At 68.2% G+C, this 23542-nt stretch carries 26 protein-coding genes and 1 riboswitch; of the genes, 22 read left to right on the forward strand and 4 right to left on the reverse strand.

Going from position 1 to position 23542, the window contains the following annotated elements:
* The first annotated feature begins 6 nt into the window (after positions 1–6).
* Entirely contained in the window at positions 7–459 is a 453-nt protein-coding gene (dtd, locus tag G474_RS0112910) for a D-aminoacyl-tRNA deacylase (protein ID WP_026687346.1), read from the forward strand.
* Between the two features lie 33 nt (positions 460–492).
* Here the strand turns inward: dtd and G474_RS0112915 are convergent, their stop codons facing one another.
* Positions 493–1221 carry a DUF554 domain-containing protein gene (locus tag G474_RS0112915; protein ID WP_026687347.1) on the reverse strand — a complete coding sequence of 243 codons (729 nt, stop codon included), beginning with the start codon at positions 1219–1221 and terminating at the stop codon, positions 493–495.
* 107 nt (positions 1222–1328) lie between these two features.
* On the opposite strand from G474_RS0112915, the gene G474_RS20730 reads away from it, so the two are divergent.
* Positions 1329–2261 (forward strand): LysR family transcriptional regulator, encoded by a 933-nt coding sequence (locus G474_RS20730; protein ID WP_245589361.1) that lies wholly within the window; start codon positions 1329–1331, stop codon positions 2259–2261.
* Here the strand turns inward: G474_RS20730 and G474_RS0112925 are convergent.
* On the reverse strand, positions 2208–3218 hold the full coding sequence (locus G474_RS0112925) for a M48 family metallopeptidase (protein ID WP_026687348.1): 1011 nt from the start codon (positions 3216–3218) through the stop codon (positions 2208–2210). The two genes, G474_RS20730 and G474_RS0112925, sit on opposite strands and share 54 nt — an antisense overlap.
* A 2-nt stretch (positions 3219–3220) precedes the next feature.
* Entirely contained in the window at positions 3221–4723 is a 1503-nt protein-coding gene (locus G474_RS0112930) for a DUF898 family protein (protein WP_051282276.1), read from the reverse strand.
* A gap of 143 nt (positions 4724–4866) precedes the next feature.
* Positions 4867–5082: riboswitch (cobalamin riboswitch) on the forward strand.
* 120 nt (positions 5083–5202) lie between these two features.
* Here G474_RS0112930 and G474_RS0112935 point away from each other — a divergent pair.
* The 20 genes from G474_RS0112935 to G474_RS0113030 all read left to right on the forward strand — a co-directional run bounded on the left by G474_RS0112935 (position 5203) and on the right by G474_RS0113030 (position 21547).
* A complete protein-coding gene (locus tag G474_RS0112935) occupies positions 5203–5880 on the forward strand; it encodes an energy-coupling factor ABC transporter permease (RefSeq protein ID WP_026687350.1) in 678 nt (225 codons plus the stop codon).
* Positions 5877–6212 carry an energy-coupling factor ABC transporter substrate-binding protein gene (locus G474_RS0112940; RefSeq protein ID WP_026687444.1) on the forward strand — a complete coding sequence of 112 codons (336 nt, stop codon included), beginning with the start codon at positions 5877–5879 and terminating at the stop codon, positions 6210–6212. Before G474_RS0112935 ends, G474_RS0112940 begins: the two co-directional genes overlap by 4 nt.
* A complete protein-coding gene (locus G474_RS0112945; protein WP_026687351.1) occupies positions 6202–6939 on the forward strand; it encodes a CbiQ family ECF transporter T component in 738 nt (245 codons plus the stop codon). The genes G474_RS0112940 and G474_RS0112945 overlap by 11 nt, the downstream gene beginning before the upstream one ends.
* Positions 6936–7796, forward strand: coding sequence for an energy-coupling factor ABC transporter ATP-binding protein (locus tag G474_RS0112950; RefSeq protein ID WP_026687352.1), 861 nt, complete (start codon positions 6936–6938; stop codon positions 7794–7796). Before G474_RS0112945 ends, G474_RS0112950 begins: the two co-directional genes overlap by 4 nt.
* Entirely contained in the window at positions 7793–8572 is a 780-nt protein-coding gene (gene cobM, locus G474_RS0112955; RefSeq protein WP_026687353.1) for a precorrin-4 C(11)-methyltransferase, read from the forward strand. The genes G474_RS0112950 and cobM overlap by 4 nt, the downstream gene beginning before the upstream one ends.
* A 4-nt stretch (positions 8573–8576) precedes the next feature.
* On the forward strand, positions 8577–9566 hold the full coding sequence (locus tag G474_RS20735) for a sirohydrochlorin chelatase (RefSeq protein ID WP_043464362.1): 990 nt from the start codon (positions 8577–8579) through the stop codon (positions 9564–9566).
* Positions 9567–9569: 3 nt separating this feature from the next.
* Positions 9570–10250 carry a precorrin-8X methylmutase gene (locus G474_RS0112965; protein WP_026687354.1) on the forward strand — a complete coding sequence of 227 codons (681 nt, stop codon included), beginning with the start codon at positions 9570–9572 and terminating at the stop codon, positions 10248–10250.
* Entirely contained in the window at positions 10240–11436 is a 1197-nt protein-coding gene (locus G474_RS0112970; RefSeq protein WP_051282277.1) for a cobalt-precorrin-5B (C(1))-methyltransferase, read from the forward strand. Before G474_RS0112965 ends, G474_RS0112970 begins: the two co-directional genes overlap by 11 nt.
* The gene (locus G474_RS0112975) at positions 11429–12721 is read left to right on the forward strand and encodes a bifunctional cobalt-precorrin-7 (C(5))-methyltransferase/cobalt-precorrin-6B (C(15))-methyltransferase (protein WP_026687356.1); all 1293 of its coding nucleotides are present in this window, start codon (positions 11429–11431) and stop codon (positions 12719–12721) included. Before G474_RS0112970 ends, G474_RS0112975 begins: the two co-directional genes overlap by 8 nt.
* Positions 12722–12723: 2 nt before the next feature.
* The gene (cobI, locus tag G474_RS0112980) at positions 12724–13515 is read left to right on the forward strand and encodes a precorrin-2 C(20)-methyltransferase (RefSeq protein WP_026687357.1); all 792 of its coding nucleotides are present in this window, start codon (positions 12724–12726) and stop codon (positions 13513–13515) included.
* A 44-nt stretch (positions 13516–13559) separates the two neighbouring features.
* Complete coding sequence (locus G474_RS0112985; RefSeq protein ID WP_026687358.1) at positions 13560–14333, forward strand: cobalamin biosynthesis central domain-containing protein; 774 nt, start codon at positions 13560–13562, stop codon at positions 14331–14333.
* A 340-nt stretch (positions 14334–14673) separates the two neighbouring features.
* Positions 14674–15066, forward strand: a complete 393-nt coding sequence (locus G474_RS0112990; RefSeq protein ID WP_026687359.1) for a cobalamin biosynthesis protein — start codon at positions 14674–14676, stop codon at positions 15064–15066.
* A 41-nt stretch (positions 15067–15107) separates the two neighbouring features.
* Complete coding sequence (cobJ, locus tag G474_RS20740) at positions 15108–16103, forward strand: precorrin-3B C(17)-methyltransferase (RefSeq protein ID WP_084513755.1); 996 nt, start codon at positions 15108–15110, stop codon at positions 16101–16103.
* Positions 16100–16501, forward strand: coding sequence for a (2Fe-2S) ferredoxin domain-containing protein (locus G474_RS20745; RefSeq protein WP_051282278.1), 402 nt, complete (start codon positions 16100–16102; stop codon positions 16499–16501). The genes cobJ and G474_RS20745 overlap by 4 nt, the downstream gene beginning before the upstream one ends.
* Positions 16498–17241 (forward strand): uroporphyrinogen-III C-methyltransferase, encoded by a 744-nt coding sequence (gene cobA / locus G474_RS20750; RefSeq protein WP_043464365.1) that lies wholly within the window; start codon positions 16498–16500, stop codon positions 17239–17241. Before G474_RS20745 ends, cobA begins: the two co-directional genes overlap by 4 nt.
* 83 nt (positions 17242–17324) lie before the next feature.
* Positions 17325–18011, forward strand: a complete 687-nt coding sequence (locus G474_RS0113010) for a DUF4197 domain-containing protein (protein WP_043464368.1) — start codon at positions 17325–17327, stop codon at positions 18009–18011.
* A 76-nt stretch (positions 18012–18087) separates the two neighbouring features.
* Positions 18088–18399, forward strand: a complete 312-nt coding sequence (locus G474_RS0113015; protein ID WP_026687361.1) for a hypothetical protein — start codon at positions 18088–18090, stop codon at positions 18397–18399.
* Positions 18400–18481: 82 nt separating this feature from the next.
* The gene (locus G474_RS0113020; RefSeq protein ID WP_026687362.1) at positions 18482–20470 is read left to right on the forward strand and encodes a UvrD-helicase domain-containing protein; all 1989 of its coding nucleotides are present in this window, start codon (positions 18482–18484) and stop codon (positions 20468–20470) included.
* A gap of 103 nt (positions 20471–20573) precedes the next feature.
* Positions 20574–21284, forward strand: coding sequence for a response regulator transcription factor (locus G474_RS0113025; protein WP_026687363.1), 711 nt, complete (start codon positions 20574–20576; stop codon positions 21282–21284).
* A 74-nt stretch (positions 21285–21358) separates the two neighbouring features.
* Positions 21359–21547, forward strand: a complete 189-nt coding sequence (locus G474_RS0113030; protein WP_026687364.1) for a hypothetical protein — start codon at positions 21359–21361, stop codon at positions 21545–21547.
* Here the strand turns inward: G474_RS0113030 and G474_RS0113035 are convergent.
* Entirely contained in the window at positions 21526–23472 is a 1947-nt protein-coding gene (locus G474_RS0113035) for a dynamin family protein (RefSeq protein ID WP_026687365.1), read from the reverse strand. The genes G474_RS0113030 and G474_RS0113035 overlap by 22 nt on opposite strands.
* Between the last annotated feature and the right edge of the window lie 70 nt (positions 23473–23542).

Genomic DNA, 23542 nt, shown 5'->3' on the forward strand with positions numbered 1-23542 from the left:
GGCAAGATGCGGGTGGTGGTGCAACGGGTGCAGGAGGCCAGTGTCAGCGTGGCGGGGGCGGTCACGGGGCGGATCGGGCCGGGGCTGCTGGTGCTGGCCGGGTTCGAAGCGGAGGATCAGGAGACCGACCTGGAGTGGATGGCCCGCAAGCTGGTGCAGCTGCGCATTTTTCCGGACGGGGAGCAGGTGATGAACCGCAGTGTGCGGGAGGCGGGCGGGGAAATTCTGGCGGTTTCCCAGTTCACCCTGTATGCCTCCACCCGCAAGGGGAATCGTCCCTCCTGGGGTAGGGCGGCCCCGGGGCCCGTGTCCGGTCCCCTGTTCGAGCGTTTCGTTGCCGTGCTGGCCGGGCAGCTGGGCAGGCCGGTACCCACCGGGGTCTTCGGTGCCGACATGGAAGTGAGCCTGGTCAATGACGGGCCGGTCACCCTGGTCATGGATTCCCGCCAGCCGGAGTGAGCGGCCGACAGGCGGCTGGCGCCGGCGGCTGTTTCAGGCGCCCAAGAGCGGCGCTAGGCGCGACCACAGCCAGGCGCAGGGCAGGGCCAGGACCAGGGCCGGGAGCATGTTCACGATGGGGAAGATCTTGATGCCGCAGATGCGCAGGCCCGTGGCGAGCAGGATGATGCCGCCGCAGGCGGAGAAATCCGCCAGCATGGCGGGGCTCACCAGGGGCAGGATCAGGCTGCCGCTCAGGTACAGGCCGCCCTGGATCAACAGCTGCGGCAGGGCGATCAGGGCCACCGCCAGGCCCAGTTCCGCCGCGAAGATCAGGGCGGTGAACAGGTCGAGGACCGATTTGGTGAGCAAGATGGTGGCCTGGCCGGTCATGCCCTCGTTGATGGAGCCGAAGATGCCCATGCCGCTGGCGCAGAACAGCACCAGCACGGTCACGTAGCGGGCCACGAAGCCCTCCATGCGCGGATTACCCTTGTCCGCCGGCCAGGCCCGCTCGGCCTGGCGCTGGGCCCAGCCTATGGCCAGCTCCAGTCCCCGTTCCAGGTACAGGAGTTCGCCGATGAAGGCCCCCAGCAGCATCGCCAGGGCCACGGCGGGCAGATGCTGGGCCCGGGTCACCAGCAGGGCGCCCAGGCCGATGGCGATGATGCCGCAGGTGAGGGGCATGGCCAGCCGCACCCGGGCCGGGAGATGGCGCCCCAGGGCGGCTCCACCCAGGCCGCCCAGGAAGATCACGGCACTGTCCACCAGGGGGCCTAGCATAGCGAATCTCCAGTTGGCGATATGGGCCGGTGAGTTTATCCAAGGCGTGGCGCGCTTGAAAATACCATTTATATTGTCTGGTATATCGGATTGATATGGAGTGAGCCGTGGACCTGAAGCGCATGCATTATTTCTGCACCATCGCCGAGCAGGGGCAGATCAGCCGGGCGGCGAAGCTGCTGCACATGGCCCAGCCACCCCTGAGTCAGCGCCTCAAGGAGCTGGAAGCGGAACTGGGAACCCCCCTGTTCGAGCGTCAGGGGCGCAAGCTGCTGCTCACCGAGGCCGGCACCCTGTTCTACCGGCGCGCCCGGGGCATCCTGCGGGCCGTGGAAACCTCCCGGGAGGAGGTGCTGCGCCTGGCCTCCCAGTCCGGCCCCACCCTGCGCCTGGGCCTGTCGCCCACCTGCCGCAGCCTCTGGCTGTCCCGTTTCGACGCCCTGCAGGCGGCTTTTCCGGGGCACCGGATCGGGCTGGTGGTGGGGGATTCCAGCTGGCTGGAACAGTTGCTGGCCCGGGGCCAGCTCGATGCGGCCTTCATGGTGCCGCCCCTGGAGCCCGAACACTTCGTCGTCCACCCCCTGGCCACCAGCCGCCATGTGGCCCTGGTGCCCCGGAACCTGCTGCCCCGGGCTGCGGCCGTCCTGTCCCTGGCGGAGCTGGCCCGCCATCCCCTGCTGCTGTTGCGCCGCTCCGTGGGGGTGGGGAGTTACGAGCGGCTGTTGCAGCATTTCCACGATGAGGGGCTGACGCCCCGGGTGGCCCTCTACAGTTCCGACGTGGATCTGCTGCTGGACCTCCTGCGCCAGGGCTTTGCCGGCATCGCGGTGGTGCCGGAAACGGAAACCCGGGAGATGGAAGGGGAGTTCCTGGTGCTGGGGCTGGACGTGCCGCTGCCCGACTACCGGATTTCCCTGGTGTGCCGCCAGGAGGATGCAGCGGGGCCGGTTCCGGCCCGCCTGCTGGAAGTCTGGCAGGCAGGGGGCTTACTGGCTGTTCAGGCGGCGGATCCGCTCCCGGGTGTCCGGGTGGGAGGATAGCCAGTCCTTGCCGTCTCCCTCCTCGTCCTCGTCGGCATGGGCCCGGGCCAGTTTTTCCAGGGCGCTGCCCAGCTCGGCGGGGGAGCGTCCCTGGCGGCGCAGGGTGGCGGCGGCGTAGTCGTCGGCCTCCCGTTCCATGTCCCGGGAGTAGTTGGAGGTGAGGGCCAGGGTGGAGAGGCCCGCGGCCAGGGAGGAGACGTCCCCGAGGTAGGCGGCGGTGAAGGCGGCCACCACCGAGGACTGGATCAGCTGGCGCAGGCCGTGCCGTTCGCGCACGTGACCCAGTTCGTGGGCCAGGACCGCCAGGACCTCTGCGTCGCTGGCGGGCATCTGCACCAGTTCATCGAACAGCACCACCTGGCCGTCGGGCAGGGCAAAGGCATTGGGGCCGATCCGGGGGGCGCTGCGAAAATGCAGTTTCAGGCTCTTCCGGTAGGGTTCCAGGGCCGGGTCGGCGGCGGCCAGGGCGAGAAAGTCCCGGGTCAGCCGTTCCTGGTACTCCGCGGGCAGGCGGCTTTCCTTGAGCATCCCCTTGTCCAGGGCGGTCAGGGTCTGGCTGGAGACCTGTTCCAGGGCGGCGGCGGGAATCAGCGGGGCCACCACCTGAGCGCTCCAGGGCAGGCCCCACTGGTAAAAACCGGCCAGGATCAGGACGATGGCGGCCAGGGCGCCAATGCTCCAGCGCCAGCGTCCCTGGAGCCTGACGGTGGCGGATTCCCGGTGGCCCAGTTCCTCGAGCAGGGCCAGCAGCGCCGCATCCTGAGGTGCTTCGCAGTAGGCCCCGTCGGCAAAGCGCAGGGTGCGGGGAGCCCGGCCCTGGGGTTCGGAGATTTCCAGCTCCGCCAGGGGCACCCGGCGCTCCACCCCTTCCCCCGCCAGCAGCAGGAAACCGGCTTCTGCCCGCAGCCGTACCCGCTGGCGGCGGGAGCTGCGGCCATCGAAGTAGGCGGCCTCCATGCTCAGAGGGCGATGTCCAGGTCGAAGGCGTCGGCGATTTCCTCGCCGACGGCCCGGCGCTGTTCCACCGCCTTGCCGATGAAGTCATCCAGGCTGTCCTGGGTGACCAGGGCGGTATGTTCCGCCCGGTAGGCCGCCAGCCGGACCTTGGCCCAGGGCCAGTACAGGCCCAGGGTGATCAGGGTCAGCAGCCAGTTCACGAAGAACAGCACGAACAGGCTCTTGAAGCCCTGGTCGCTGGCGAACAGGTGCTCGCCCACCCGGGTGTGGTTCCACACCAGGTTGGCCGTGCGGGCCTGGACGTAGGGTTGCACCACCGCCAGCAGGAAGAGGTACACCAGGCCCATGGCCAGGAAGGCGCCGCCCATCATGGCCAACAAGACCGGGATGCCGTAGCCCTGCAGGCCGGCCATCAGTATTCCGGCGACGATACCCGCGATCAGCATCGGCAGGACGGCGATCAGGGAAGCGCGCAGGAAGATGCCGTAAAAAGCCCCCAGGCTGGGGTCGCTGCTGAAGCGCTGGCCGCCGAAGGACAGGTTGTTGAGCTGGAACAGCTTGACGCGGCGGATGAAGGCGGGCAGGGCCAGGCCGAAGGTCACCATGGTGAGCAGGCCGTAGCCGAGGAAGACCTTGAGGGCTTCCATGTAGCTGCCATGGAAGTCGAAGCGCAGGCCCCGGTAGGAGGTGTTGCGGGCCCGGAACACCAGGGAGCGCTGGATCAGCCAGGGCACCACGGGCATGAGCAGGATCAGCAGGATGGGGTGGAGCAGGGGCGCCAGGTTTTCCGTGGCGCTCAGGATGAGCAGCAGGGTCCAGGCGATGGCGCGGCCCTTGAGGATGGCCTTGGGGTCCCCGTGATAGTCGAAGCCGCTGCCATCCAGCAGGGTGTTGCGGTGGAAGTACTGCTCCCGGCGCACCTTGGCCCAGGCCGAGTAGATGCCCAGGGTGAGGATGGAGAGCGCCAGGTTTACGATCCAGATGCGGAAATACTCGCCGCCGGAGCCGGTGAACTGGAAGTTGTGCTGCACCGGGTCGCGGATTTCCGGCACGCCGCTGCGGGGTGCAGGGGGCGGCTCCCGGGGCGGCGGGGGCGGTTCCAGGGTGAGGCCGGCGATGGCCGGCGCGGCCTCTGGCAGGGGGGCGGGGGCCACGGCCGGGGTTGCCCGGCTGGTGTCGGCGCCAGTGGTGTCGGCGCTAGTGGTGGTGGGCGCCAGTGCAATGGGCGCAATTGGGGCGATGGGCGCCGGGGCGCTGTCGTCAGCGGCGGGGGGCTGTTCCCCCAGCAACTGCCGGTCGTAGTCGGCTTTCAGTACCGGGTCCTTCAGGTGGGCAAAGGCTTCCTGCAGGGCGTCGAAGTCGGCGGCGGGCAGGGGGCGGCCTTGCTGCTGGTGCTGGAGAAAGCGCTGCATGGCCTTGCGGTAGGCCATCTGGACGGCGTCGGGGGAGGCGCCGTCGGGGAGCCCCAGGGTCAGGTAGTGGTTTTTCAGGTCCGGGGCGTTCAAGGCCGGGGGCTCCAGGAGGAGGGCAATGGAGGGAATGTAAATTCATGTTAGCGTCCTGCGCAATGCCGGCCATCGGGCCCGAGCGGCATATGGTCGGGCCCGGCCCTCGTTGTTGCGACTTGCATGAGGGCCGGGGGGCTGGGATACAATCCGCCCCTTCGGGTGCCTGGGACCAGTTCATGGTCTGCAGGTGAAACGGGAAGTCCGGTGCCCCTGGATGCCATATCCAGCCATTCCGGCGCAGCCCCCGCTGCTGTAAGTCCGACGACCCCGCCATCACGCCACTGTGCTTCGCACGGGAAGGCCGGCGGGGAAGGTTGAGGATGAGCCAGAAGACCGGCCCGAAAGCGAGTGACACCATTCCCCGGGGTGAGGGACGGCTTGTGACGACCTACGGCCCGCCTGCATTCCGCCCCCGTCCTGAGCAGTTTTCCCCTTCCCCGCCTGGTGTCTTCCGACAGTTCGTCGAGGGGACGTTTATGCACATCATGGAAGGTTTCCTGCCCGTGGCCCATGCCGCCGGGTGGACCCTGGCCTCTGCGCCATTCCTGGCCTGGGGCCTCATCTCCCTGCGCCGCCGGCTGCGGGAACAACCGGAGCAGCGCATGCTGCTCGGGGTGGCCGCCGCTTTCGCCTTCATCCTGTCCGCCCTGAAGCTGCCTTCGGTGACCGGCAGTAGCTCCCACCCCACCGGGGTCGGGCTGGGGGCGGTCCTGTTCGGCCCCTTGGCTATGGTGCCCGTGGGCTTCGTGATCCTGTTGTTCCAGGCCCTGTTGCTGGCCCACGGGGGATTGACCACCCTGGGCGCCAACCTGTTCTCCCTGGGCATCGTCGGGCCTTTCGTGGCCGCCGGGGTGTTCCGGGCCCTGCGGGGGCTGGGCGCTTCCCTGGCCTTGGGCGTGTTCCTGGCCGCCGCCCTGGGGGATCTGGCCACCTACCTCACCACTTCCGTGCAGCTGGCCTGGGCCTTCCCCGACCCGGTGGGGGGCTTTGCCGCCTCCTTCGCCAAGTTTGCCGGCATCTTCGCCCTGACCCAGGTGCCCCTGGCCATCGTCGAAGGATTGCTCACCGTGGCCATCTTCAACGGCCTGGCCCGCTTCAACGGCGAGGAACTGCGCCGCCTGAAGTTGCTGCCCGGCCAGGAGGCTCGGGCATGAAGCGCACATTCTGGATTTTCCCGGTGATCTTCCTGTGCGTGGCCCTGCCCCTGTGGCTGGTGCCGGCCCCCCCGGAAGGGGAGGAAGCCTTCTCCGGCGCCGACGGCAAGGCCGAATCCGCCATCACCGACATTGCGCCGGATTACACCCCCTGGTTCTCGCCCCTGCTGGAGCCGGCCGGGGGCGAGGTGGAATCCCTGCTGTTCGCCCTGCAGGCCGCCCTGGGGGCCGGAGTCATCGGCTACTGGCTGGGGGTTTCCGTGACCCGGGAAAAGCAGCGCCGGGAGCGGCAGTCCGCCTCCAGGGAGGGGCCGGGCGGCGATGCTGATTGATCGCTGCGCCCACGCCAGCCCCTGGCGCCGGATCAGTCCGGCCGCCAAGGGACTGTTCGCCCTGGCGGCCCTGCTCGGCGCCTATCTGGCGCCGAGCCCCGGGCTGGCCCTGGGACTGGCCTTGGGGCTGGTGCTCCTGACCCTGGCCGGGGCCCGGGTGCCTCTGCCCGATTACCTGGGGGCGGCGGCGCCGGCCCTGGGGTTTCTGGCCCTGGGCTGCGCCTCCCTGCTGTTTTCCCTGGGCGGGCCGGGGGGCTTGGCACCCCGCTTCCTGCCCGAGGCCCTGGACCCGGCGGCCCGGCTCGGGGCTCGTTCCCTGGCGGCCCTGGCCGCCCTGCTGTTCTTGGTGCTGAGCACTCCCCTGCCGCATCTGATCGCCCTGCTGCGGCAGCTGCGTTGCCCGGAAGTGCTGCTCGACCTGATGGTGCTTTGCTACCGGATGCTGTTCGTCTTTGCCACCGTGTTCCGGGATGGGCGCACCGCCCAGGCGGCCCGGCTCGGCCACGCGGGGGCCCGGCGCAGCCTGCGTTCCCTGGGCCTGCTGGCGGCGGGGCTGCTGCCCCAGGTCTGGTTGCGGGCCCTGGAACTGCACCAGGCGGCCCTGCTGCGCCTGGGGGACGGGCCCCTGCGTTTTCTCGCCCCGAGCTTTCCACGGGCCCGGCAGGAGCTGGCCTGGGCGGCCGCCGGCAGCCTGGGCTTGCTGCTGGGGCTGGGAGTCCTGGCGTGAGCGGTGAGGCCTTGCTGCGCTTCGCCGCCGTCTGCCAGCGCTACGAGGATGGCAGCCGGGGGCTGGAGGAGTGCAGCCTGAGCATCCGCCCGGGCAGCCGCAATGCCCTGCTGGGGCCCAACGGGGCCGGCAAGACCACCCTGCTGCTGCATGGGGTCGGCCTGTTGCGTCCGGCCCGGGGACAGGTGGAATTCCAGGGCCGCCCCCTGGATTACGGCCGGGCCGGCCTGCGCCAGCTGCGCCAGCGGGTCGGCCTGGTGTTCCAGAACCCGGAGCGGCAGCTCCTGTCTGCCAGCGTCTACGAAGATATCTCCTTCGGTCCTCTCAACCTGGGCCTGCCCGAGGCCCAGGTGCGGCAGCGGGTGGAGGCGGCCCTGGGAGCGGTGGGCCTGGCCGACTGCCGGGAGCGGGCCGTGCATCAGCTCAGCTTCGGCCAGAAGAAGCGGGTCTGCATCGCCGGGGTGCTGGCCATGGAGCCCGAGCTGCTGCTCCTGGACGAACCCCTGGCGGGCCTGGATGGCCCCATGCGGCGGGAGTTCGAGGCCCTCCTGGAGCAGCTGGCCGGGCAGGGCATCACCATCCTGCTCAGCACCCACGACGTGGATTTTGCCTACCGCTGGGCTGACGACCTGCATCTGCTGGCTGAAGGCCGCTGCCTGGCCTCCTTCCCGGCCCGGGAGCTGCCCCGGCAACAAGCCCTCCTGGCCGCAGCCGGGCAGGCCCTGCCTGCCGTGCTGGGCCTGCACCGGCGCCTGGCGGACCTGGGCCTCCTGCCCGACGAACCGCCCCGCAGCCTGGACGCCCTGCTGGCGGCCCTGGATGGGGCCGCTCCCGATCTGAAAAGGAATCCTGCATGACCGGAAAAATCTGGTTCGTGGGCGCCGGTCCCGGCGACCCGGAACTCATCACCGTGAAAGGCCGCCGCCTGCTGGAAGCGGCTGGCGCCATCCTGTTCGCCGGCTCGCTGGTGGACCAGGCCGCCACGCTTTACGCCCCGGCGGGCTGCGAAATCCGCGACTCCAAGGACATGACCCTGGAGGAAATGACCGCCTGGCTGCTAGACGCCGCCGCCCGCCACGCCACCGTGGTGCGCCTGCAGACCGGCGACCCGGGCCTCTACGGCGCCCTGATCGAGATGACCCGCCCCCTCACTGCCGCTGGCATCGAGTGGGCGGTGGTGCCCGGGGTTTCCTCGGCGCTCGCCTCGGCCGCCGCCGCCGGCGAGACCCTGACCCTGCCGGAAGTGACCCAGACGGTGATCCTCACCCGGGTCGCCGGCCGCACCCCCATGCCGCCCGGCGAGGAGCTGGAGGCGCTCGCAGCCCACCGCACGACGCTCTGCATTTTCCTTTCCATCACCCTGCTGCACGAGGTGCAGCGCGCCCTGCTGGCCGCCGGCTGGGCCGAGGATGCACCCATCCTGGTGGTGCAGAAGGCCTCCTGGCCCGGGGAGGAAAAGATCGTGCGCGGCACCATCGCGGACATCAAGAAAAAGTGCCAAGCGGAGAAGATTGCCGCCCAGGCCATGATCATCGCCAGCCCCACCCTGGGGGCCGCCGACTGGCCGGAGCTGGCCCGCTCCAAACTCTACGACCCATCCTTTTCACACCGCTTCCGGCGGGCATCGGAGTAAAACCATGGACCTCAACACCACCCTGCTGCTCGTCGGCCACGGTTCCCGCAACCGGGAAGGCAACAAGGAGATTCTCCACTTCGCTGCCCAGTGGCGGGAACGCCATCCCGAGTGGCGCATCGAGGTGTGCTTCATCGAACATGCGGAAGTGCTTCTGGACGAGGGCCTGGATCGAGCGGCCCGGGGCGCCACCCGGGTGCTGACCATTCCCTTCATCCTGAACGCCGCCGGGCACGTGAAGATGGAACTGCCTGCCGCCCTGGGCCGGGCCCGGGAGCGCCATCCGGAAGTGCAGTTCGACGTGACCCGGCACCTGGGCATGGGGCGGGAGATCTTCGCCGTGCTACAGAGCCAGCTCGACCGGCTGATGAAGGCGCTGGCCGTGCCGGCGCCGGAGAACACCGGGGTGATCCTGCTCGGCCGCGGCTCCTCGGATGCCGGCGCCAACGGGGAGCTGGCCCGCATGGCCCGCTGGATCTTCGAGGCCCATGAGCACGAGCTGGTGGACCTGGCCTTCACCGGCGTCACCTGGCCGCGCCTGGAGACCGTGGTGCAGCGCCAGGTGAAGCTGGGGATGATGCAGATCTGCATCATCCCCGTGTATCTGTTCACCGGGGTGCTCATGGAGCGCATCAAGGCCCAGGTGGAGCGGCTGCAGCGCCAGTATCCCCAGGTGGCCTTCGCCCAGGCCGGGCATTTCGGCTTCGATCCCCTGATCTTCGACCTCCTGGACGCCCGGGTGGCAGGGCGGGAGCTGGAGGAGGGCAGCCTACTCGAATGCGACGGCTGCAAGTATCGCCTGGCCGCCGAGGACGAGCACCTGCACGACCACAGCCACACCGCCACCCACGAGCACGGACATGAGCACGGACATGAGCACGGCGGCTGCGGCCATCCACATGGGGGCAAACATGAGCACGATCACGCCGTTGCCAGTTCCCACGGCCATTGCCATGGGCACAATCACTCCCACGATCATCACTCCCACGGGTAAGCCATGAACCACAACGCCAACGTCGTCACCGAACAGCTCACCGCCGCCGGCCGCGCCATCGAGCACGATTCCTTCGCCATCATCGATGCCGAAGCCGGCCCCCACGCCTACAGCGCCGACCAGTGGCCGGTGGTGCGGCGCATGATCCACGCCAACGCCGATTTCGAATTCAACGGCCTCACCGACTTCCATCCGGCAGCGGTGGAAGCGGGCCTGGCCGCCATCCTCAAGGGCGGCACCCCCATCGTGGCGGACGTGGAAATGATCTGCGTCGGCCTCTCCGCCAGCCGCCTCAAGCACTTCGGCGTCACCACCCACCACTTCATTTCCGACGCCGACGTCATCGCCCAGGCCCAGGCCGAGGACACCACCCGGGCCGTGCAGGCCATGCGCAAGGCCCATCGCCAGGGCCTGCTGGACGGGGCCATCGTCGGCATCGGCAACGCCCCCACGGCCCTCATCGAAGTGGTGCGCCTGATCAAGGAAGAAGGGGCCCGTCCGGCCCTGGTCATCGGCATGCCCGTGGGCTTCGTCTCCGCCGCCGAATCCAAGGACCTGATGGCCGAGGTGCAGGACGTGCCCTGGATCGTCATCCGTGGCCGCAAGGGCGGCTCCACCCTGGTGGTGGCGGCCATCCACGCCCTCCTCGGCGTCGCCGAAGCCCGCCAGCGCAATGCCGCCTGAAGCCGCCAACAGCGCTCCCGTGAACAGCGAAGCGCCGCCGCCGGCCGAGAAGGTCCGCAAGGGCACGGCCAAGCGGGAACGGGGCAACCGCACCGGTTTCACCACCGGCGCCAACTCGGCGGCGGCGGCCGTGGCCGCCACCCAGGGCCTGGTCCAGGGCCAGGTGCCGGCCCAGATTTTCTGCCGCCTGCCCAACGGCCAGGAAGTGCCCTTCCAGATCACCGACGGCCGCGTCGAGGGCGAAGGCATGCCCCTGCGGGCCCACGCTGTCAGCATCAAGGATGCGGGCGACGATCCGGACGCCACCCACGGCGCCCACATGACCGCCGACGTGGTGCGCATTCCCGGTGGCGGCGGCCAGGTCATCCTCAAGGGCGGCCCGGGCGTCGGCGTCGTCACCAAGGAAGGCCTGGGCCTGGAAGTGGGCGGCCCGGCCATCAACCCGGTGCCCCGGCGCAACATCAGCGACAACGTGGCCCGGGCCGGCGCTTCCATCCTGGCTGCCGGCGACAGCCTGGAGGTGACCATTTCCGTGCCCGGCGGCGAGGAGATGGCGAAGAAGACCCTCAATGCCCGCCTCGGCATCCTGGGCGGCATCTCCATCCTCGGCACCACCGGCATCGTGCGCCCCTATTCCACCGCCGCCTTCCGCGCCAGCGTGGTCCAGGCGGTGGACGTGGCGGCGCGCCAGGGCCAGACCAGCGTGGTGTTCACCACCGGCGGCCGCACCGAAAAATTCGCCATGAAGCAGTTGCCGCAGCTGCAGGAAGCCTGCTTCGTGCAGATGGGGGACTTCGTCAAGGCCGCCTTCCAGAGCGCCATCAAGCGCAAGATGCAGCACGTCTACATCGGCGCCATGGTGGGCAAGCTGACCAAGATGGGCCAGGGCCTGGCCGTGACCCACGCCTGGAAGCAGGAGATCGACCGGGACCTGCTGGCCACCTGCGCCACCGAAGTGGGCGCCCCCGCCGATCTGGTGGAGGAGATCCGCAACGCCGAAACGGCCCGCTTCGCCGCTGAGCGCCTGGCCCTGCTGGGCCTCACCGTGCCCTTCCACCGGGCCCTGGCCATCCACGCCATGCAGAGCCTGCGGGCCTGCCACCCGGGCCCCTACCAACTCACCGTGCTGGTCTGCGATTTCGAAGGCCAGTTCATCTGTCGCGTCGAAGAGGGCGAAAGTGTCTAAACAACCCTACTGCACCGTCCTCGGCATCCTGGACGACGGCTGGGCCGGCCTGCCGGATTCCTCCCGCCACTGCCTGCAATCCGCCGGCCTCATCGTCGGCGCCGGCCGCACCCTGGCACTGGTGCAGCCCCATCTGACCGCCGGCGTGAGCCTGAAAGACATGGACGGCAAGCTGGGCCAGGTGCCCGGCTGGATTCAACAAGCTGCCGCTGACGGCCTGCACACCGTCGTGCTGGCCACCGGCGATCCCCTCTGCCACGGCATGGCCAGCTATCTGGTGGGCAAGCTGGGGGCCGAAGCGGTCACCGTGCTGCCCGCCCCCTCCACCCTGCAACTGGCCTTCGCCCGCTTCCAGCGGCCCTGGCAGGACTACCGCATCTCCACCTGCCACACCGCCGATGCGGGCGAATGGCAGTTCGGCACCACCCCGGACAACGGCCTCTACAAGCTGATCCGGGCCATCGCCGAATACCCCAAGGTGGCCGCCTTCACCGGCCCGGACAACAACCCGGCCCGCCTGGCCCGGGCCCTGCTGGCGGCGGGCTATGGCGAAGAGGTCCGCCTCTCGGTGGCGGCCAAGCTGGCCCTGCCAGACGAGCAACTGTTCCCCGACCTCTCCCTGGAACAGGCCGCCAACCTGAGCTTCCCCGACCCCAATGTGGTGCTGGTGGAACGCCAGGTGGCCGACCCGCGCGCCATCTTCGGCTTCGACGACCTGGACTTCGTCCAGCGTCAGCCCGAGAAGGGCCTCATCACCAAGCTGGAAGCCCGGGCTTTATCCCTGGCCAAGCTGGGTCTCAAACCCGACAGCGTGGTGTGGGACATCGGCGCCGGTTCCGGCTCCGTCGGCCTGGAGGCCAGCCGCCTGTGCCGCCACGGCCACGTCTATGCCATCGAAAAGAACGAGGGCGACGCCGCCAACGCCCGGGAAAACGCCCTGCGTTTCCAGGCCACCAACTACACCCTGCGCCATGGCAAGGCCCCGGAAGGGCTGGAGACCTGGCCCGATCCGGACGCGGTCTTCGTCGGCGGCTCCGGCGGCGAACTGGCGGCCCTCATCGAGCTGATCCTCACCCGCTTGAAGCCCAACGGCCGCCTGGTGATGAACTTCGTCACCCTGGAAAACCTGGCCACGGCCACCACCGCCCTGGCCGCTGCGGTGGAGAAATTCGGAGCGAACTGGGACGTGACCCAGCTCCAGGCCTCCCGCAGCCAGCCCATCCTGGACATGCACCGCATGGCCGCACAAAACCCCATCTGGATAGTCTCCGCAAAGAAGAGCTAAACATGACCGACAGAAAATACGGCCGCCTCATCGGCGCCTCCCTGGGTCCCGGCGACCCCGAACTGATCACCCGCCGCGCCTGGGCCGTGCTCAACGGCGATGCCCGCTGGCTCTATCCGGTGAAGAAAGCCGAGGAAAGCTCCTACGCCCTCTCCATCGTCACCCGGGGCGGCCTGGAAGTACCCGCCGACGCCGAGGGACTGGTGTTCCCCATGACCCGGGACGCGGAGATCCTGACCAAGGCCTGGGCCCGGGCCGCCGCCCGCACCGTGGAACTGCTGGCCGAGGGGCGGGACCTAGTGTTCCTGGTGGAAGGCGATGCCTCCACCTTCGCCACCTTCGGCCACCTGGCCCGGGTGGTGCGGGAACTGGTGCCGGAAGTTGAGGTGGAAACCATCCCCGGCGTCTCCTCCTTTGCCGCCGCCGCTGCCACCACCGGCACCACCCTGGCCGAGGAAGACGAAACCCTGGCGGTGATCCCCGCCGCCTACGGGGTGGAAGTCATCGACCACCTGCTGGACGAGTTCGACACCCTGGTGCTGCTCAAGGTGAAGCCCCTGGTGGATGAAGTGCTGGAACTCCTGGAGCGGCGCGAGCTGCTGACCACCAGCTGCTTCATCGAGAAGGTGGGTTCCCCCGACGAGCGCATCGTGCGCGACGTGGCCTCCCTCAAGGGCGAGAAGGTGAACTACCTCTCCCTCATGCTGGTGCAGAACCCCAAGCGCCAGCGCGGCGAACTGCGCCGGGGCTGCCGCAAGCGCAAGGCCGAACAGCAGAGCGAAGCGGCGTCCTGAATGTCGCTCGACTCACAACTCTCTACTCTCGACTCTCACCACAAATGCTCCAACACCTCCCCTTCCCCAACGAGAGAATCGCCGTCGTCTCCATCACCCGCCACGGCATTGCCCTGGCGGGCAAGGTGGTGGCGGCCCTGCCCGGCGCCCGCCTGTTCGCCCCGGAGAAATTCCGGGCCGAGGCGGAGGCCGCGGCTCCCGGCGCCACCTCCTGCTACAACGGCAAGACCGGCGACCAGATTCCTGCCCTCTTCGCCAACTTCGACGGCATCGTCGCCATCGTCTCCCTGGGCGCCCTGGTGCGCCTCATCGCCCCCCATCTCAAGGACAAGGAACAGGACCCGGGGGTGGTGGTGGTGGACGAGGCCGGGCGCTTTGCCATTCCCATGCTCTCCGGCCACCTGGGCGGCGCCAACGCCCTGGCCGGCATCCTGGCGGCCAGCCTGGGCGCCACCCCGGTGCTCACCACCGCCTCCGACTCCCGCCAGACCCTGGGCGTGGACCTGCTGGGCCGGGAGTTGGGCTGGACCTTTGAAGCGACCCACGACGAGGTGGTGAAGGCCAGCGCCGCCGTGGTGAACGACGAGCCGGTGGCCCTGGTGCAGGAAGCCGGCAGCCCCGACTGGTGGCCGCGCCACGCCAATGGCCGCAGCGGCCCGGTGCCCGCCAACATCAAGCAGTTCAGCCGCCTGGAAGAGGTGGACCTGGACAGCGTCGCCGCCGTGCTGTGGATCAGCCACCGCCCCCTGCCGCCAGAACTGGCGCCCCGTCTGGCAGGCCGGCTGGTCACCTACCGCCCACCGGAGGAGCAGGCTTGAGCCCCAAGCACGACCTGGCCACTGGCACCCGGTTTTATTCCCCGTCGCAAGGGGGGCTCCCTGTTTGTCGGTGGGGTTCCGCCGTTGAGCGGCGGCTTACTTTCTTTGCTTCGCCAAAGAAAGTAAGCAAAGAAAGGCGACCCCGGCCCTCGCGCCGGGCTTTCAGCCCGGTTCCCTGCGCTGCTCACCGCCCCGGGCGGCTCCCTGAACTCGCCTGCGGCTCGGACAACGGGAGCCGACTGCTCCCGGGGCGGCTGTGCTGCTCGGCGCTCGCGAAGGGGGAAAGGCGTGGGGGCCCTGCCATGTCAGGGGCTTTCCCCTCTCATCCCGGAGCCCGCCCATGAAGATTGCCCTGGGACTCGGCTGCGACCGGGGCACGCCCGCTGCCACCCTGGAGCAGGCTGTGGCGGAGGCCCTGGCTGCCTGCGGCGCCTGCTGGGCCCAGGTGGCCGCCGCCGCGTCCATCGACCTGAAGGCGGACGAGGCCGGGCTGCTGGAGCTGGCCGCCCGCCAGGGCTGGACCTTGCGCTTCTACCCGGCGGCGGAGCTGGCCCAGGTGCCGGTTCCCCATCCCTCCGAGACGGTGCGCAAGTACACCGGCACCCCGTCGGTGTCGGAAGCCGCCGCCCTGCTGGCCGCCGGCACCGACATGAGCCGGCTGCTGATCGAAAAACACAAGCTGCGGGGTCCGGACGGGCGCAACGCCACCGTCTCCATCGCCCTGCTGCCCTGAGCCCCACAACTGCATTCACTGAATTTCCGAGGAACGATTTCATGACCGACATTCAAACCAACGCCCCGGCCAAGACCGGTAAGATCATGCTGGTGGGCCTGGGCCCCGGCGCCGTGGAACACATGACCGGCCGCGCCCGGGCCGCCATCGCCGAAGCCGACACCATCATCGGCTACGTCACCTATGTGCGCCTGGTGGCCGACCTGATCGACGGCAAGGAAGTGATCAAGAAGTCCATGACCGAGGAACTGGACCGGGCCATCGAAGCCCTGGACCGGGCCAGGCAGGGCAAGAAGGTGGCCCTGATTTCCTCCGGCGACGCCGGCGTGTACGGCATGGCCGGCCCCACTTTCGAAGTGCTGTTCCAGGCCGGCTGGACCCCGGAATCGGACATCGAGGTGGAAATCGTGCCGGGTGCCTCGGCGCTGAACACCTGCGCCGCCCTGGTGGGCGCGCCCCTGACCCACGACTTCTGCGCCATCTCCCTCTCCGACCTGCTCACCCCCTGGCCCACCATCGCCCGCCGCCTGGATGCGGTGGCCTACGCCGATTTCGTGGTGGCCCTGTATAACCCCAAGAGCGGTCGCCGCACCCGCCAGATCCAGGAAGCCCAGCGCATTTTCCTGCGCCACCGCGATCCCAAGACCCCGGTGGCCATCGTCAAGAGCGCCTTCCGCCCCAAGCAGCGCCTGGAATTCACCACCCTGGAAAAGATGGCCGAGGCCGACATCGGCATGCTGTCCACCGTGCTCATCGGCAACTCCAACACCTTCATCCGGGACGGCCTGATGGTCACCCCCCGGGGCTATGCCAACAAGTACGACGTGGCCGAGGGTGAACGTTCCACCAAGGGCGGCGAGCAGGCCGGCCGCTCCCTGTCCACCGGCCTCAACGGCTGGCTGGAAGCCATCCGCGACAGCGGCAAGAGCGCCGCCGAACTGGCCGTGGAATACCGCCTGCCGGAGGACTACATCGCCGCCGCCCTGGCCGCCGGCCCGGAAGCGGCAGACGAAACCGAGGCCGAGGCGGAAGCATGAGCGAAGTCAGCAAGCCCCGCATCGGCGACTACCGCCGCCACCTGCTGGTGTGCACCGGCCCCCGCTGCACCCAGAACGGCGAGGGCCAGGCCCTCTTCGACTCCCTGGGCGACAAGCTCAAGGCCGCCGGCCTCACCGAGGGCGAGCTGCGGGTCAAGCGTTCCCGCGTCAATTGCTTCGCCGCCTGCAAGGGCGGCCCGGTGATGTGCGTGCAGCCCGACGGCACTTGGTACTACAACGTCACCGCCGACAACCTGGAGCGCATCGTCGAGGAGCACCTGAAGCACGGCCGCCCCGTGGACGATCTGGTTTTCCACCAGGGGCCGGCAGCGGCAGAATGTTTGCCTGGCCAGGAAGTCAAACCCATGAATCCTCCCACCGAATCCACACCATCATGACAACACCCTCCTCCTTCCTTCCTGGTTCCGTCGCCCTGGTGGGCGCCGGCCCCGGAGACCCGGAACTCCTGACCTTGAAGGCCCTGCGCCTGATCCAGGCCGCCGATGTGGTGGTGCACGACAACCTGGTGGGCCAGGACATCATGGCCATGATTCCCCCGGCAGTGGCACGCATCTACGTGGGCAAGAAGGCTTCCAACCACACCCTGCCCCAGGAGGAAATCAGCGCCCTGTTGCTGCGGCTGGCCCGGGAGGGCAAGCGGGTGGTGCGGTTGAAGGGCGGTGACCCCTTCGTTTTCGGCCGGGGCGGGGAGGAGATGGAGGTGCTGCTGGCGGCCGGCATCCCCGTGCAGATCGTGCCCGGCATCACCGCCGCCCTGGGGGCCGGAGCCGCCTTCGGCTTTCCCCTGACGCATAGAGACCACGCCCAGAGCTGCGTCTTCGTCACCGGCCACCTGAAGGACCACAGCGTGAACCTGGACTGGCCGGCCCTGGCCCGGCCCGGTCAGACCCTGGTGTTCTACATGGGCATTGCCGGGCTGGAGACCATCGCGGCGGAACTGCAGGCCCACGGCCTGGCGGGGAGCACCCCCGCTGCCCTGGTGTACAAGGCCACCCTGCCGGAACAGCAGCGCTGGTCCTGCACCCTGTCCACCCTGGTGGACACCGCCCGGCAGCACCAGGTGAAGCCGCCGGCCCTGGTCATCATCGGCAGCGTCCTGGAGCTGGCCAGCGGCTGAGCGGATGCGTGAGAGAAGGGGAACGCCCGGCGGGGGCGCTTTGTGGTGAAATGGGACTTTCCCATCGTTGCCAGGAGCCTGCCATGTCATCCCTGTTCCGCATCTACGCTGCCCTGCTCCTCTGCCTGGGCATGAATCTGGCCCAGGCCCAGGGGCTGGAATCCCTGTCCAGCGGCGATGCCGCCGCCGGTCTCAAGGAGGCCCTGGTCCAGGGGGCCGACTACGCGGTCGGCAACCTGGGGGTGAAGGACGGCTTCCTGGGCAACAAGAAGGTGCGCATCGGTCTGCCGGATTCCCTGAAGAGTGCCGAGAAGGCCATGCGCATGTTCGGCATGAAGGATGAAGCCGACGAGCTGGTGGAATCCATGAACCGGGCCGCGGAGCTGGCCGTGGCCGAAGCCAAGCCCATCCTGATGGACGCCATCAGGAAGATGACGGTGAAGGACGCCAAGGACATCCTCACCGGGGGCGACGATTCGGTCACCCAGTATTTCCGGCGCAGCACCGACAAACCCCTGACCGAGAAATTCCTGCCCATCGTCAAGAAGGCCACGGCCCGGGTGCAGCTGGCCGAGCAGTACAACAATTACGCGGGCCAGGCGGCCAAGCTGGGGCTGGTGGACAAGAAGGACGCCAATCTGGACAGCTACGTGACGGCCCGGGCCCTGGATGGCCTGTACCATGTGATCGGCGAGCAGGAAAAGGCCCTGCGCCAGAATCCCCTGGGTGCCAGCAGCGATCTCCTGAAAAAGGTCTTCGGCGCCCTGTGACCTTATGGCCTTGTGACCTTGTAAGGGCTCAAGTCCGGCGGACCTCCTGCCGCTAAAGGAAACAAGGAGGTCCGCCATGAAACTGTCCCAGCTTTCCCATGCCCTGCCGGCCGGTGTCGCCCGGACCGGGGCGCGGCTGCCCGCTGGCCCCCGGCGGGTGAGCCCGGCGGCGGGGCTGGAGGCGGACCCCAACTACGCCCTGCAGGAGCTCCTGAACGCGGTCCAGGAGCTGGCCCAGGGACCTTTCCAGGGGGAGGAGCAGGTGCAGCAGGCGGCCAGCGCCCTGGCGGCGGAGCTGGAACGGCTGGGGCCCGAGGCCGACCGGCTGTTGCGGGACCCGTCCCGGTTCCGGCACTTCCTGCCGCCGGAGCTGGACCTGGAGGCCTGATCTTTCCGGCCTCCGCCCGGCTCGGGTTAGAATGGCGTCGCTGCCTGCCGCAGTCCCCTCCTGTTTCAAGTTCCTGCCATCCATGTCCGGTCTCAATCCCCAGCAACGGGAAGCCATCCATTATCTCGACGGGCCCCTCCTGGTGCTGGCCGGCGCCGGCTCGGGCAAGACCCGGGTGATCACCCAGAAAATCGCCTATCTGGTGCAGGACTGCGGCTTCGAGCCGCGCAACATTGCCGCCATCACCTTCACCAACAAGGCCGCCAAGGAAATGCAGGAGCGGGTGGGCAAGCTGATTCCGACCCAGGCCGCCAAGCAGCTGCAGATTTCCACCTTCCACTCCCTGGGGGTGCGCATCCTGCGCGAGGAAGCCAAGGTCCTGGGTTACAAGCCCCGCTTTTCCATCTTCGATTCGGCCGACTGCGCCGGCATCATCGCCGACCTGGCCAACAGCGTGGACAAGGGGACCCTACGCAATCTCCAGGCCATCATTTCCAACTGGAAGAATGCCCTGGTGCATCCGGAAACCGCCCAGGGCCTGGCGGCCAGCGAGACGGAAAAGCTCGCCGCCCAGGTCTACCTCTCCTACGAGGCCACCCTGAAGGCCTACCAGGCCGTGGATTTCGACGACCTGATCCTGCTGCCGGTGCAGCTCTTCGAGGAGCATCAGGAAGTGCGCGACAAATGGCAGAACCGGCTGCGCTACCTGCTGGTGGATGAATATCAGGACACCAACGCCTGCCAGTACACCCTGCTGAAGCTGCTCACCGGGCCGCGCCAGCAATTCACTGCCGTGGGCGACGACGACCAGAGTATCTACGGCTGGCGCGGTGCCGACATCGAGAACCTGCGTAAGCTGCCGCAGGAATTCCCCCGCTTGAAGGTCATCAAGCTGGAGCAGAACTACCGCTCCACGGTGCGCATCCTCAAGGCCGCCAACAACGTCATCGCCCACAACGAGAACCTGTTCGACAAGAAGCTCTGGTCCGACCTGGGGCACGGGGAGCAGATCACGGTCACCGTGTGCACGGACAACGAGCGGGAGGCGGAAAGTGTCGCCATCCGCATGCAGGCCCACAAGTTCGAGAACCGGGGCAAGTGGTCCGACTACGCCATCCTCTACCGCTCCAACCACCTGGCCCGGATGTTCGAGCAGCAACTGCGGAACCAGCGCATTCCCTACCTGCTTTCCGGCGGCCAGTCCTTCTTCGACAAGGCCGAGATCAAGGACCTGATCGCCTACCTGCGCCTGTTTGCCAACCTGGAGGACGATCCGGCCTTCATCCGTGCCGCCACCACGCCGAAGCGGGGCATCGGCGCCGGCACCCTGCAGGCCCTGGGCACCTATGCTGGCGAGCGGCACATCTCCCTCTTCGACGCCGCCTTCGAGGAAGGCTTCGCCCAGCGGGTCCAGGCCCGGCAGCTGGAGCCCTTGCTGGAATTCTGCAACTTCATCGCCCGCATGCAGACCCGGGCCGAGGCGGAGCCGGCCCAGCGGGTGCTGCCCGACCTGCTCACCGCCATCGATTACGAAGCCTTCCTGTTCGACCACGAGGAAGCCAGGGCTGCCGAAAGCAAGTGGGCCAACGTCTGCGAATTCACCAACTGGCTGTGCCGGAAGGGGGAGCAGGACGAGAAGACCCTGGTGGACCTGACCCAGACCATCGCCCTCATCAACATGCTCGACAAGCAGGAAGAGGAGTTCGACGGGGTCCAGCTCTCCACCCTGCACGCGGCCAAGGGCCTGGAATACAAGCACGTGTTCCTGGTGGGAGTGGAGGAGGGCATCCTGCCGCACCGGGAGTCGGTGGAAACCGGCAAGGTGGAGGAGGAGCGGCGCCTGATGTACGTGGGCATCACCCGGGCCCGCCAGAGCCTGCATCTTTCCTACTGTGAGCGCAGGAAGCAGAATCGTGAGTGGATCACCTGCGAACCATCGCGTTTCATCACCGAAATGGGCAAGGACGATGTGCGCTTTGCCGGGGGCAAGGCCCAGGCCCCGGCGGACAAGGCCACCGGTTCGGCCCGCCTGGAAGCCATGAAAGCGATGCTCTCGGCGGGGCGCAAGTAGCCAGCTCCTGCCGCCCGGGGTGAGCGCGGGGTGAGCGCTTGTGAGTGCGCGCTCAGCGGGGGCTTCCGACAATGGGGGCTGATTCACTGAAGTGAGGTAGTTCATGGCAAGCAGCGCCCTCTTGATTCCTGATCCCGCGCCCACCCTGGCCGTGGTCGTCCAGGACCAGCGACAGCGGGAAACCCTCCTCGACCAGTTGCGTTCCCGGGGGCTGGCCGCCTGGGGGGCCGACGGGGAGCTTTCCTTTTACCGGGAGCTGGCCGTGCGCCAGGCGGATCTGGTCCTTCTCGACCTGGATCTGCCCGAAGCCTGCGGCCCGGCCCTGTTGCGGCACCTGGCCCCGGCCGGCCGTCAGGTGCTGATGGCCATGGTGGAACCGGGACGGGAAAGCCAGGCCCGGGAAGCCGGCGCCCAGGGTTGTGTGCCCAAGCCGGTGAACTTCCAGCAGCTCCTTTACGGTATCGCCATGCTCTGGGAGAACCGCTGCCAGCAGGCGGTGCGCCCGGGGGGCTGGTGGCTGGACCCGGAAGGGCCGCGCCTGGTGGCGCCGGACGGCAAGGGCATGCACCTGACCACCACCGAGCAGCGGCTGATGGGCGGGCTCATGGCCTGTTACGGCCAGACCCTGTCCAAGGAGCAGCTGGTGACCCTGTTGTGGGGCAAGTACAGCGATCGGGATTACCACGGGGTGGAGGTGCTGCTCTCACGCCTGCGGCGCAAGGCCCTGAAGGAGCTGGGTCAGCCCCTGCCGGTGCGGGCGGTGCAGGCCGTGGGGTTGGTGTTTTCCGGGCAGGTGACGCCCAATGTGCCTTGAGGAGAGGGGCCGTGAGTGACCCGGGGGGCCGCGGCCGGGAGAATTCCGGCTCTGTCCGAGCCGGAGTTTCCATCATGTCCCATCCCATCTGCCCAACCGCCCTGGCCGGGCGCCTGCCCTTGAACGGGCTGGAACAGCTGCCCCAGGGGCTTTACCTGCGTGGCGACGGCATCCTGGCCGTCCAGTGGCTGCTGGAGGGCAGCCCGGAAGGGGACACCGTTGCCGGCGCCCCCGCCCTGCTTCAGGCCGCCAGGGCTTCCTGAGCTTCCCGGGGCAGCAGCAGCTGGCGCAGTATGCCGGTGATCTGCTCCAGGGTCTGGATCTGCTGCAGCAGCTCCTGCTCCACCCCTTCCAGTTCGCTGATCCGGTCTTCCAGGGTGTCGGTGGCCTGATGGATGCGCTTGATGCTTTCCAGGCGCCGCTTCAGGTGGATCTGGTGTTCGCGCACCTGGGTTTCCATGGGGGCCATGATGGCCTTGAGCCAGTTTTCCGCATCCCGGTTGGCCCGTTCGAAGGCCTTTCTGACCTGCAGGGCCACTTCCTCGAAGAACTTGTGGGTGATGTTCTTCTTCTCGTGGGTGAGCAGGTTGATGGTGGTGTTCAGGTGGGTGTCGCACCAGTTCTGCAGCCGGTTCAGCTCCTTCTCGTAGCGCATCAGGGAGAAGGCGGCGGGGGCCGGCAGCTTCAGGCCGTATTCCACGGTGAGGCGCTTGTAGACCGCCTCCATCATGCTGCGGATTTCCTCCACCTCGACCCGGGACTTTTCCAGGTTGCCCCGGGTGATGGCGAAGAAGCCCTTCATGGCGTCCGAAAGGCTCTTGGAGAAGGTGGCCTCAAGCATGGTTTCCCGGGTGTCGTGGGTGAGGGTGCGCAGGGCATCCAGGCCCAGGTGGCCGAACAGCTTGTTGGTCAGGGAGGAGAACACGCTGCGCACGGCATAGTAGTGCTGCAGCCCGGCCTCGAATTCCTCCTTCTCGGCCCGCACCTTGCCCATCATGTACTCCACCACGCCCTTGTTCTTGCCGCGCAGCTCGGTGAGCTCGGAGAGCTGTTCGCGCAGACCGGCGAGCCGGGATTCCAGCAGGCCCCGGGCGCGCAGGTGGATGTCGTTGAACTCCCCTTCGGTGTTGTCGCGCACGATGTCCTGCTTGGCCGGGATCAGTTCCTGGGACAGGGCGGTTTCCAGTTCCGGCAGGCGGCTCCGGGCCAGTAGCTCGTCGTCGCCGTTGATCTTGGCCACCAGGCCCTTCTGGGCCGAGACCGGGAACACCTGGCTTTCGTCCAGGCCCAGGATGCCGGCGCAGGAACTCACCTGCTTGTCGATTTCCGCCTCGATCTCGGCGTCGCTCTTCAACTCGTCCCAGAGGCCGTCGATCTTGTTCAGGACCACCAGGCGACCCCGCTTGCCGTTGCTGGTGCCGATGTGTTCCTGCCAGATGGAGAGGTCAGACTGGGTCACCCCGGTGTCGGCGGCCAGGATGAACAGCACCGCATGGGCGTTGGGCAGCAGGGACAGGGTCAGTTCGGGTTCGGTACCGATGGCGTTCAGGCCCGGGGTGTCCAGGATCACCAGCCCCTGCTTCAGGAGCGGATGGGGGAAATTGATGATGGCGTGGCGCCAGCGGGGAATCTCCACCAGCCCGTCCTCGCCCGCGTGGAACAGGTCGGCCTCGCTGCTGCCCACGGCAAACCCCATGTCCCGGGCCACTTCCGGCCGTACCCGGGTGACTTCGCTGACCTGGCGCAGGGCGGCCTGCATGGCGTCCGCTGAGGCGATGTCCAGGGTCACGGTTTCCCATTCCTCGGGGAAGCGCTTGTACTCGCTGATGCTGGTGCTGTTGCTGCGGGTCTCGATGGGCAAGAGCTCGATGCAGGGGGGCTTGTCGGCGGTGTACATCAGCTCCGTCGGGCACATGGTGGTGCGGCCGGCGGAGGAGGGCAGCATGCGGTTGCCGTATTCGGCAAAGAAAATGCCATTGATGAGTTCCGACTTGCCCCGGGAGAACTCGGCCACGAAGGCCACGTTCAGGCGGTCTTCCTTGAGCCGCTCAAGCAGCTGGTTGAGGCGCAGTTCCGACTGGGCGTCGCCCAGTTCCTGGTCGGCCAGCCAGAGGCGGAAGCGATCTACGGATTCGGCCACGCGGCTGCGCCACTGGCTGTAGGCGGCGAATTGTTGTGCGAGGGACATGGGCTTTTCCCCGAAAGGAGGCGATAAGCCGCTAATTTAGCACGTTGGCAAACCCCCGCAAGGGCGGGGG

It is taken from the genome of Azovibrio restrictus DSM 23866, from assembly GCF_000429665.1.
GTDB classification, from domain to species: domain Bacteria; phylum Pseudomonadota; class Gammaproteobacteria; order Burkholderiales; family Rhodocyclaceae; genus Azovibrio; species Azovibrio restrictus.

Coding starts and splice junctions, on each gene's coding strand:
- dtd (WP_026687346.1), top strand. CDS start 7: ATGCGGGTGGTGGTGCAACGGGTGCAGGAGGCCAGTGTCAGCGTGGCG.
- G474_RS20735 (WP_043464362.1), top strand. CDS start 8,577: ATGGACCTCAACACCACCCTGCTGCTCGTCGGCCACGGTTCCCGCAAC.
- G474_RS0112990 (WP_026687359.1), top strand. CDS start 14,674: ATGAAGATTGCCCTGGGACTCGGCTGCGACCGGGGCACGCCCGCTGCC.
- G474_RS0112915 (WP_026687347.1), bottom strand. CDS start 1,221: ATGCTAGGCCCCCTGGTGGACAGTGCCGTGATCTTCCTGGGCGGCCTG.
- G474_RS0113025 (WP_026687363.1), top strand. CDS start 20,574: ATGGCAAGCAGCGCCCTCTTGATTCCTGATCCCGCGCCCACCCTGGCC.
- G474_RS0112940 (WP_026687444.1), top strand. CDS start 5,877: ATGAAGCGCACATTCTGGATTTTCCCGGTGATCTTCCTGTGCGTGGCC.
- G474_RS0112965 (WP_026687354.1), top strand. CDS start 9,570: ATGAACCACAACGCCAACGTCGTCACCGAACAGCTCACCGCCGCCGGC.
- G474_RS0113035 (WP_026687365.1), bottom strand. CDS start 23,472: ATGTCCCTCGCACAACAATTCGCCGCCTACAGCCAGTGGCGCAGCCGC.
- G474_RS0113010 (WP_043464368.1), top strand. CDS start 17,325: ATGTCATCCCTGTTCCGCATCTACGCTGCCCTGCTCCTCTGCCTGGGC.
- G474_RS0113015 (WP_026687361.1), top strand. CDS start 18,088: ATGAAACTGTCCCAGCTTTCCCATGCCCTGCCGGCCGGTGTCGCCCGG.
- G474_RS20745 (WP_051282278.1), top strand. CDS start 16,100: ATGAGCGAAGTCAGCAAGCCCCGCATCGGCGACTACCGCCGCCACCTG.
- G474_RS0112985 (WP_026687358.1), top strand. CDS start 13,560: ATGCTCCAACACCTCCCCTTCCCCAACGAGAGAATCGCCGTCGTCTCC.
- cobI (WP_026687357.1), top strand. CDS start 12,724: ATGACCGACAGAAAATACGGCCGCCTCATCGGCGCCTCCCTGGGTCCC.
- cobM (WP_026687353.1), top strand. CDS start 7,793: ATGACCGGAAAAATCTGGTTCGTGGGCGCCGGTCCCGGCGACCCGGAA.
- G474_RS0112970 (WP_051282277.1), top strand. CDS start 10,240: ATGCCGCCTGAAGCCGCCAACAGCGCTCCCGTGAACAGCGAAGCGCCG.
- cobA (WP_043464365.1), top strand. CDS start 16,498: ATGACAACACCCTCCTCCTTCCTTCCTGGTTCCGTCGCCCTGGTGGGC.
- G474_RS0112945 (WP_026687351.1), top strand. CDS start 6,202: ATGCTGATTGATCGCTGCGCCCACGCCAGCCCCTGGCGCCGGATCAGT.
- G474_RS0113020 (WP_026687362.1), top strand. CDS start 18,482: ATGTCCGGTCTCAATCCCCAGCAACGGGAAGCCATCCATTATCTCGAC.
- G474_RS0112935 (WP_026687350.1), top strand. CDS start 5,203: ATGCACATCATGGAAGGTTTCCTGCCCGTGGCCCATGCCGCCGGGTGG.
- cobJ (WP_084513755.1), top strand. CDS start 15,108: ATGACCGACATTCAAACCAACGCCCCGGCCAAGACCGGTAAGATCATG.
- G474_RS0113030 (WP_026687364.1), top strand. CDS start 21,359: ATGTCCCATCCCATCTGCCCAACCGCCCTGGCCGGGCGCCTGCCCTTG.
- G474_RS0112925 (WP_026687348.1), bottom strand. CDS start 3,218: ATGGAGGCCGCCTACTTCGATGGCCGCAGCTCCCGCCGCCAGCGGGTA.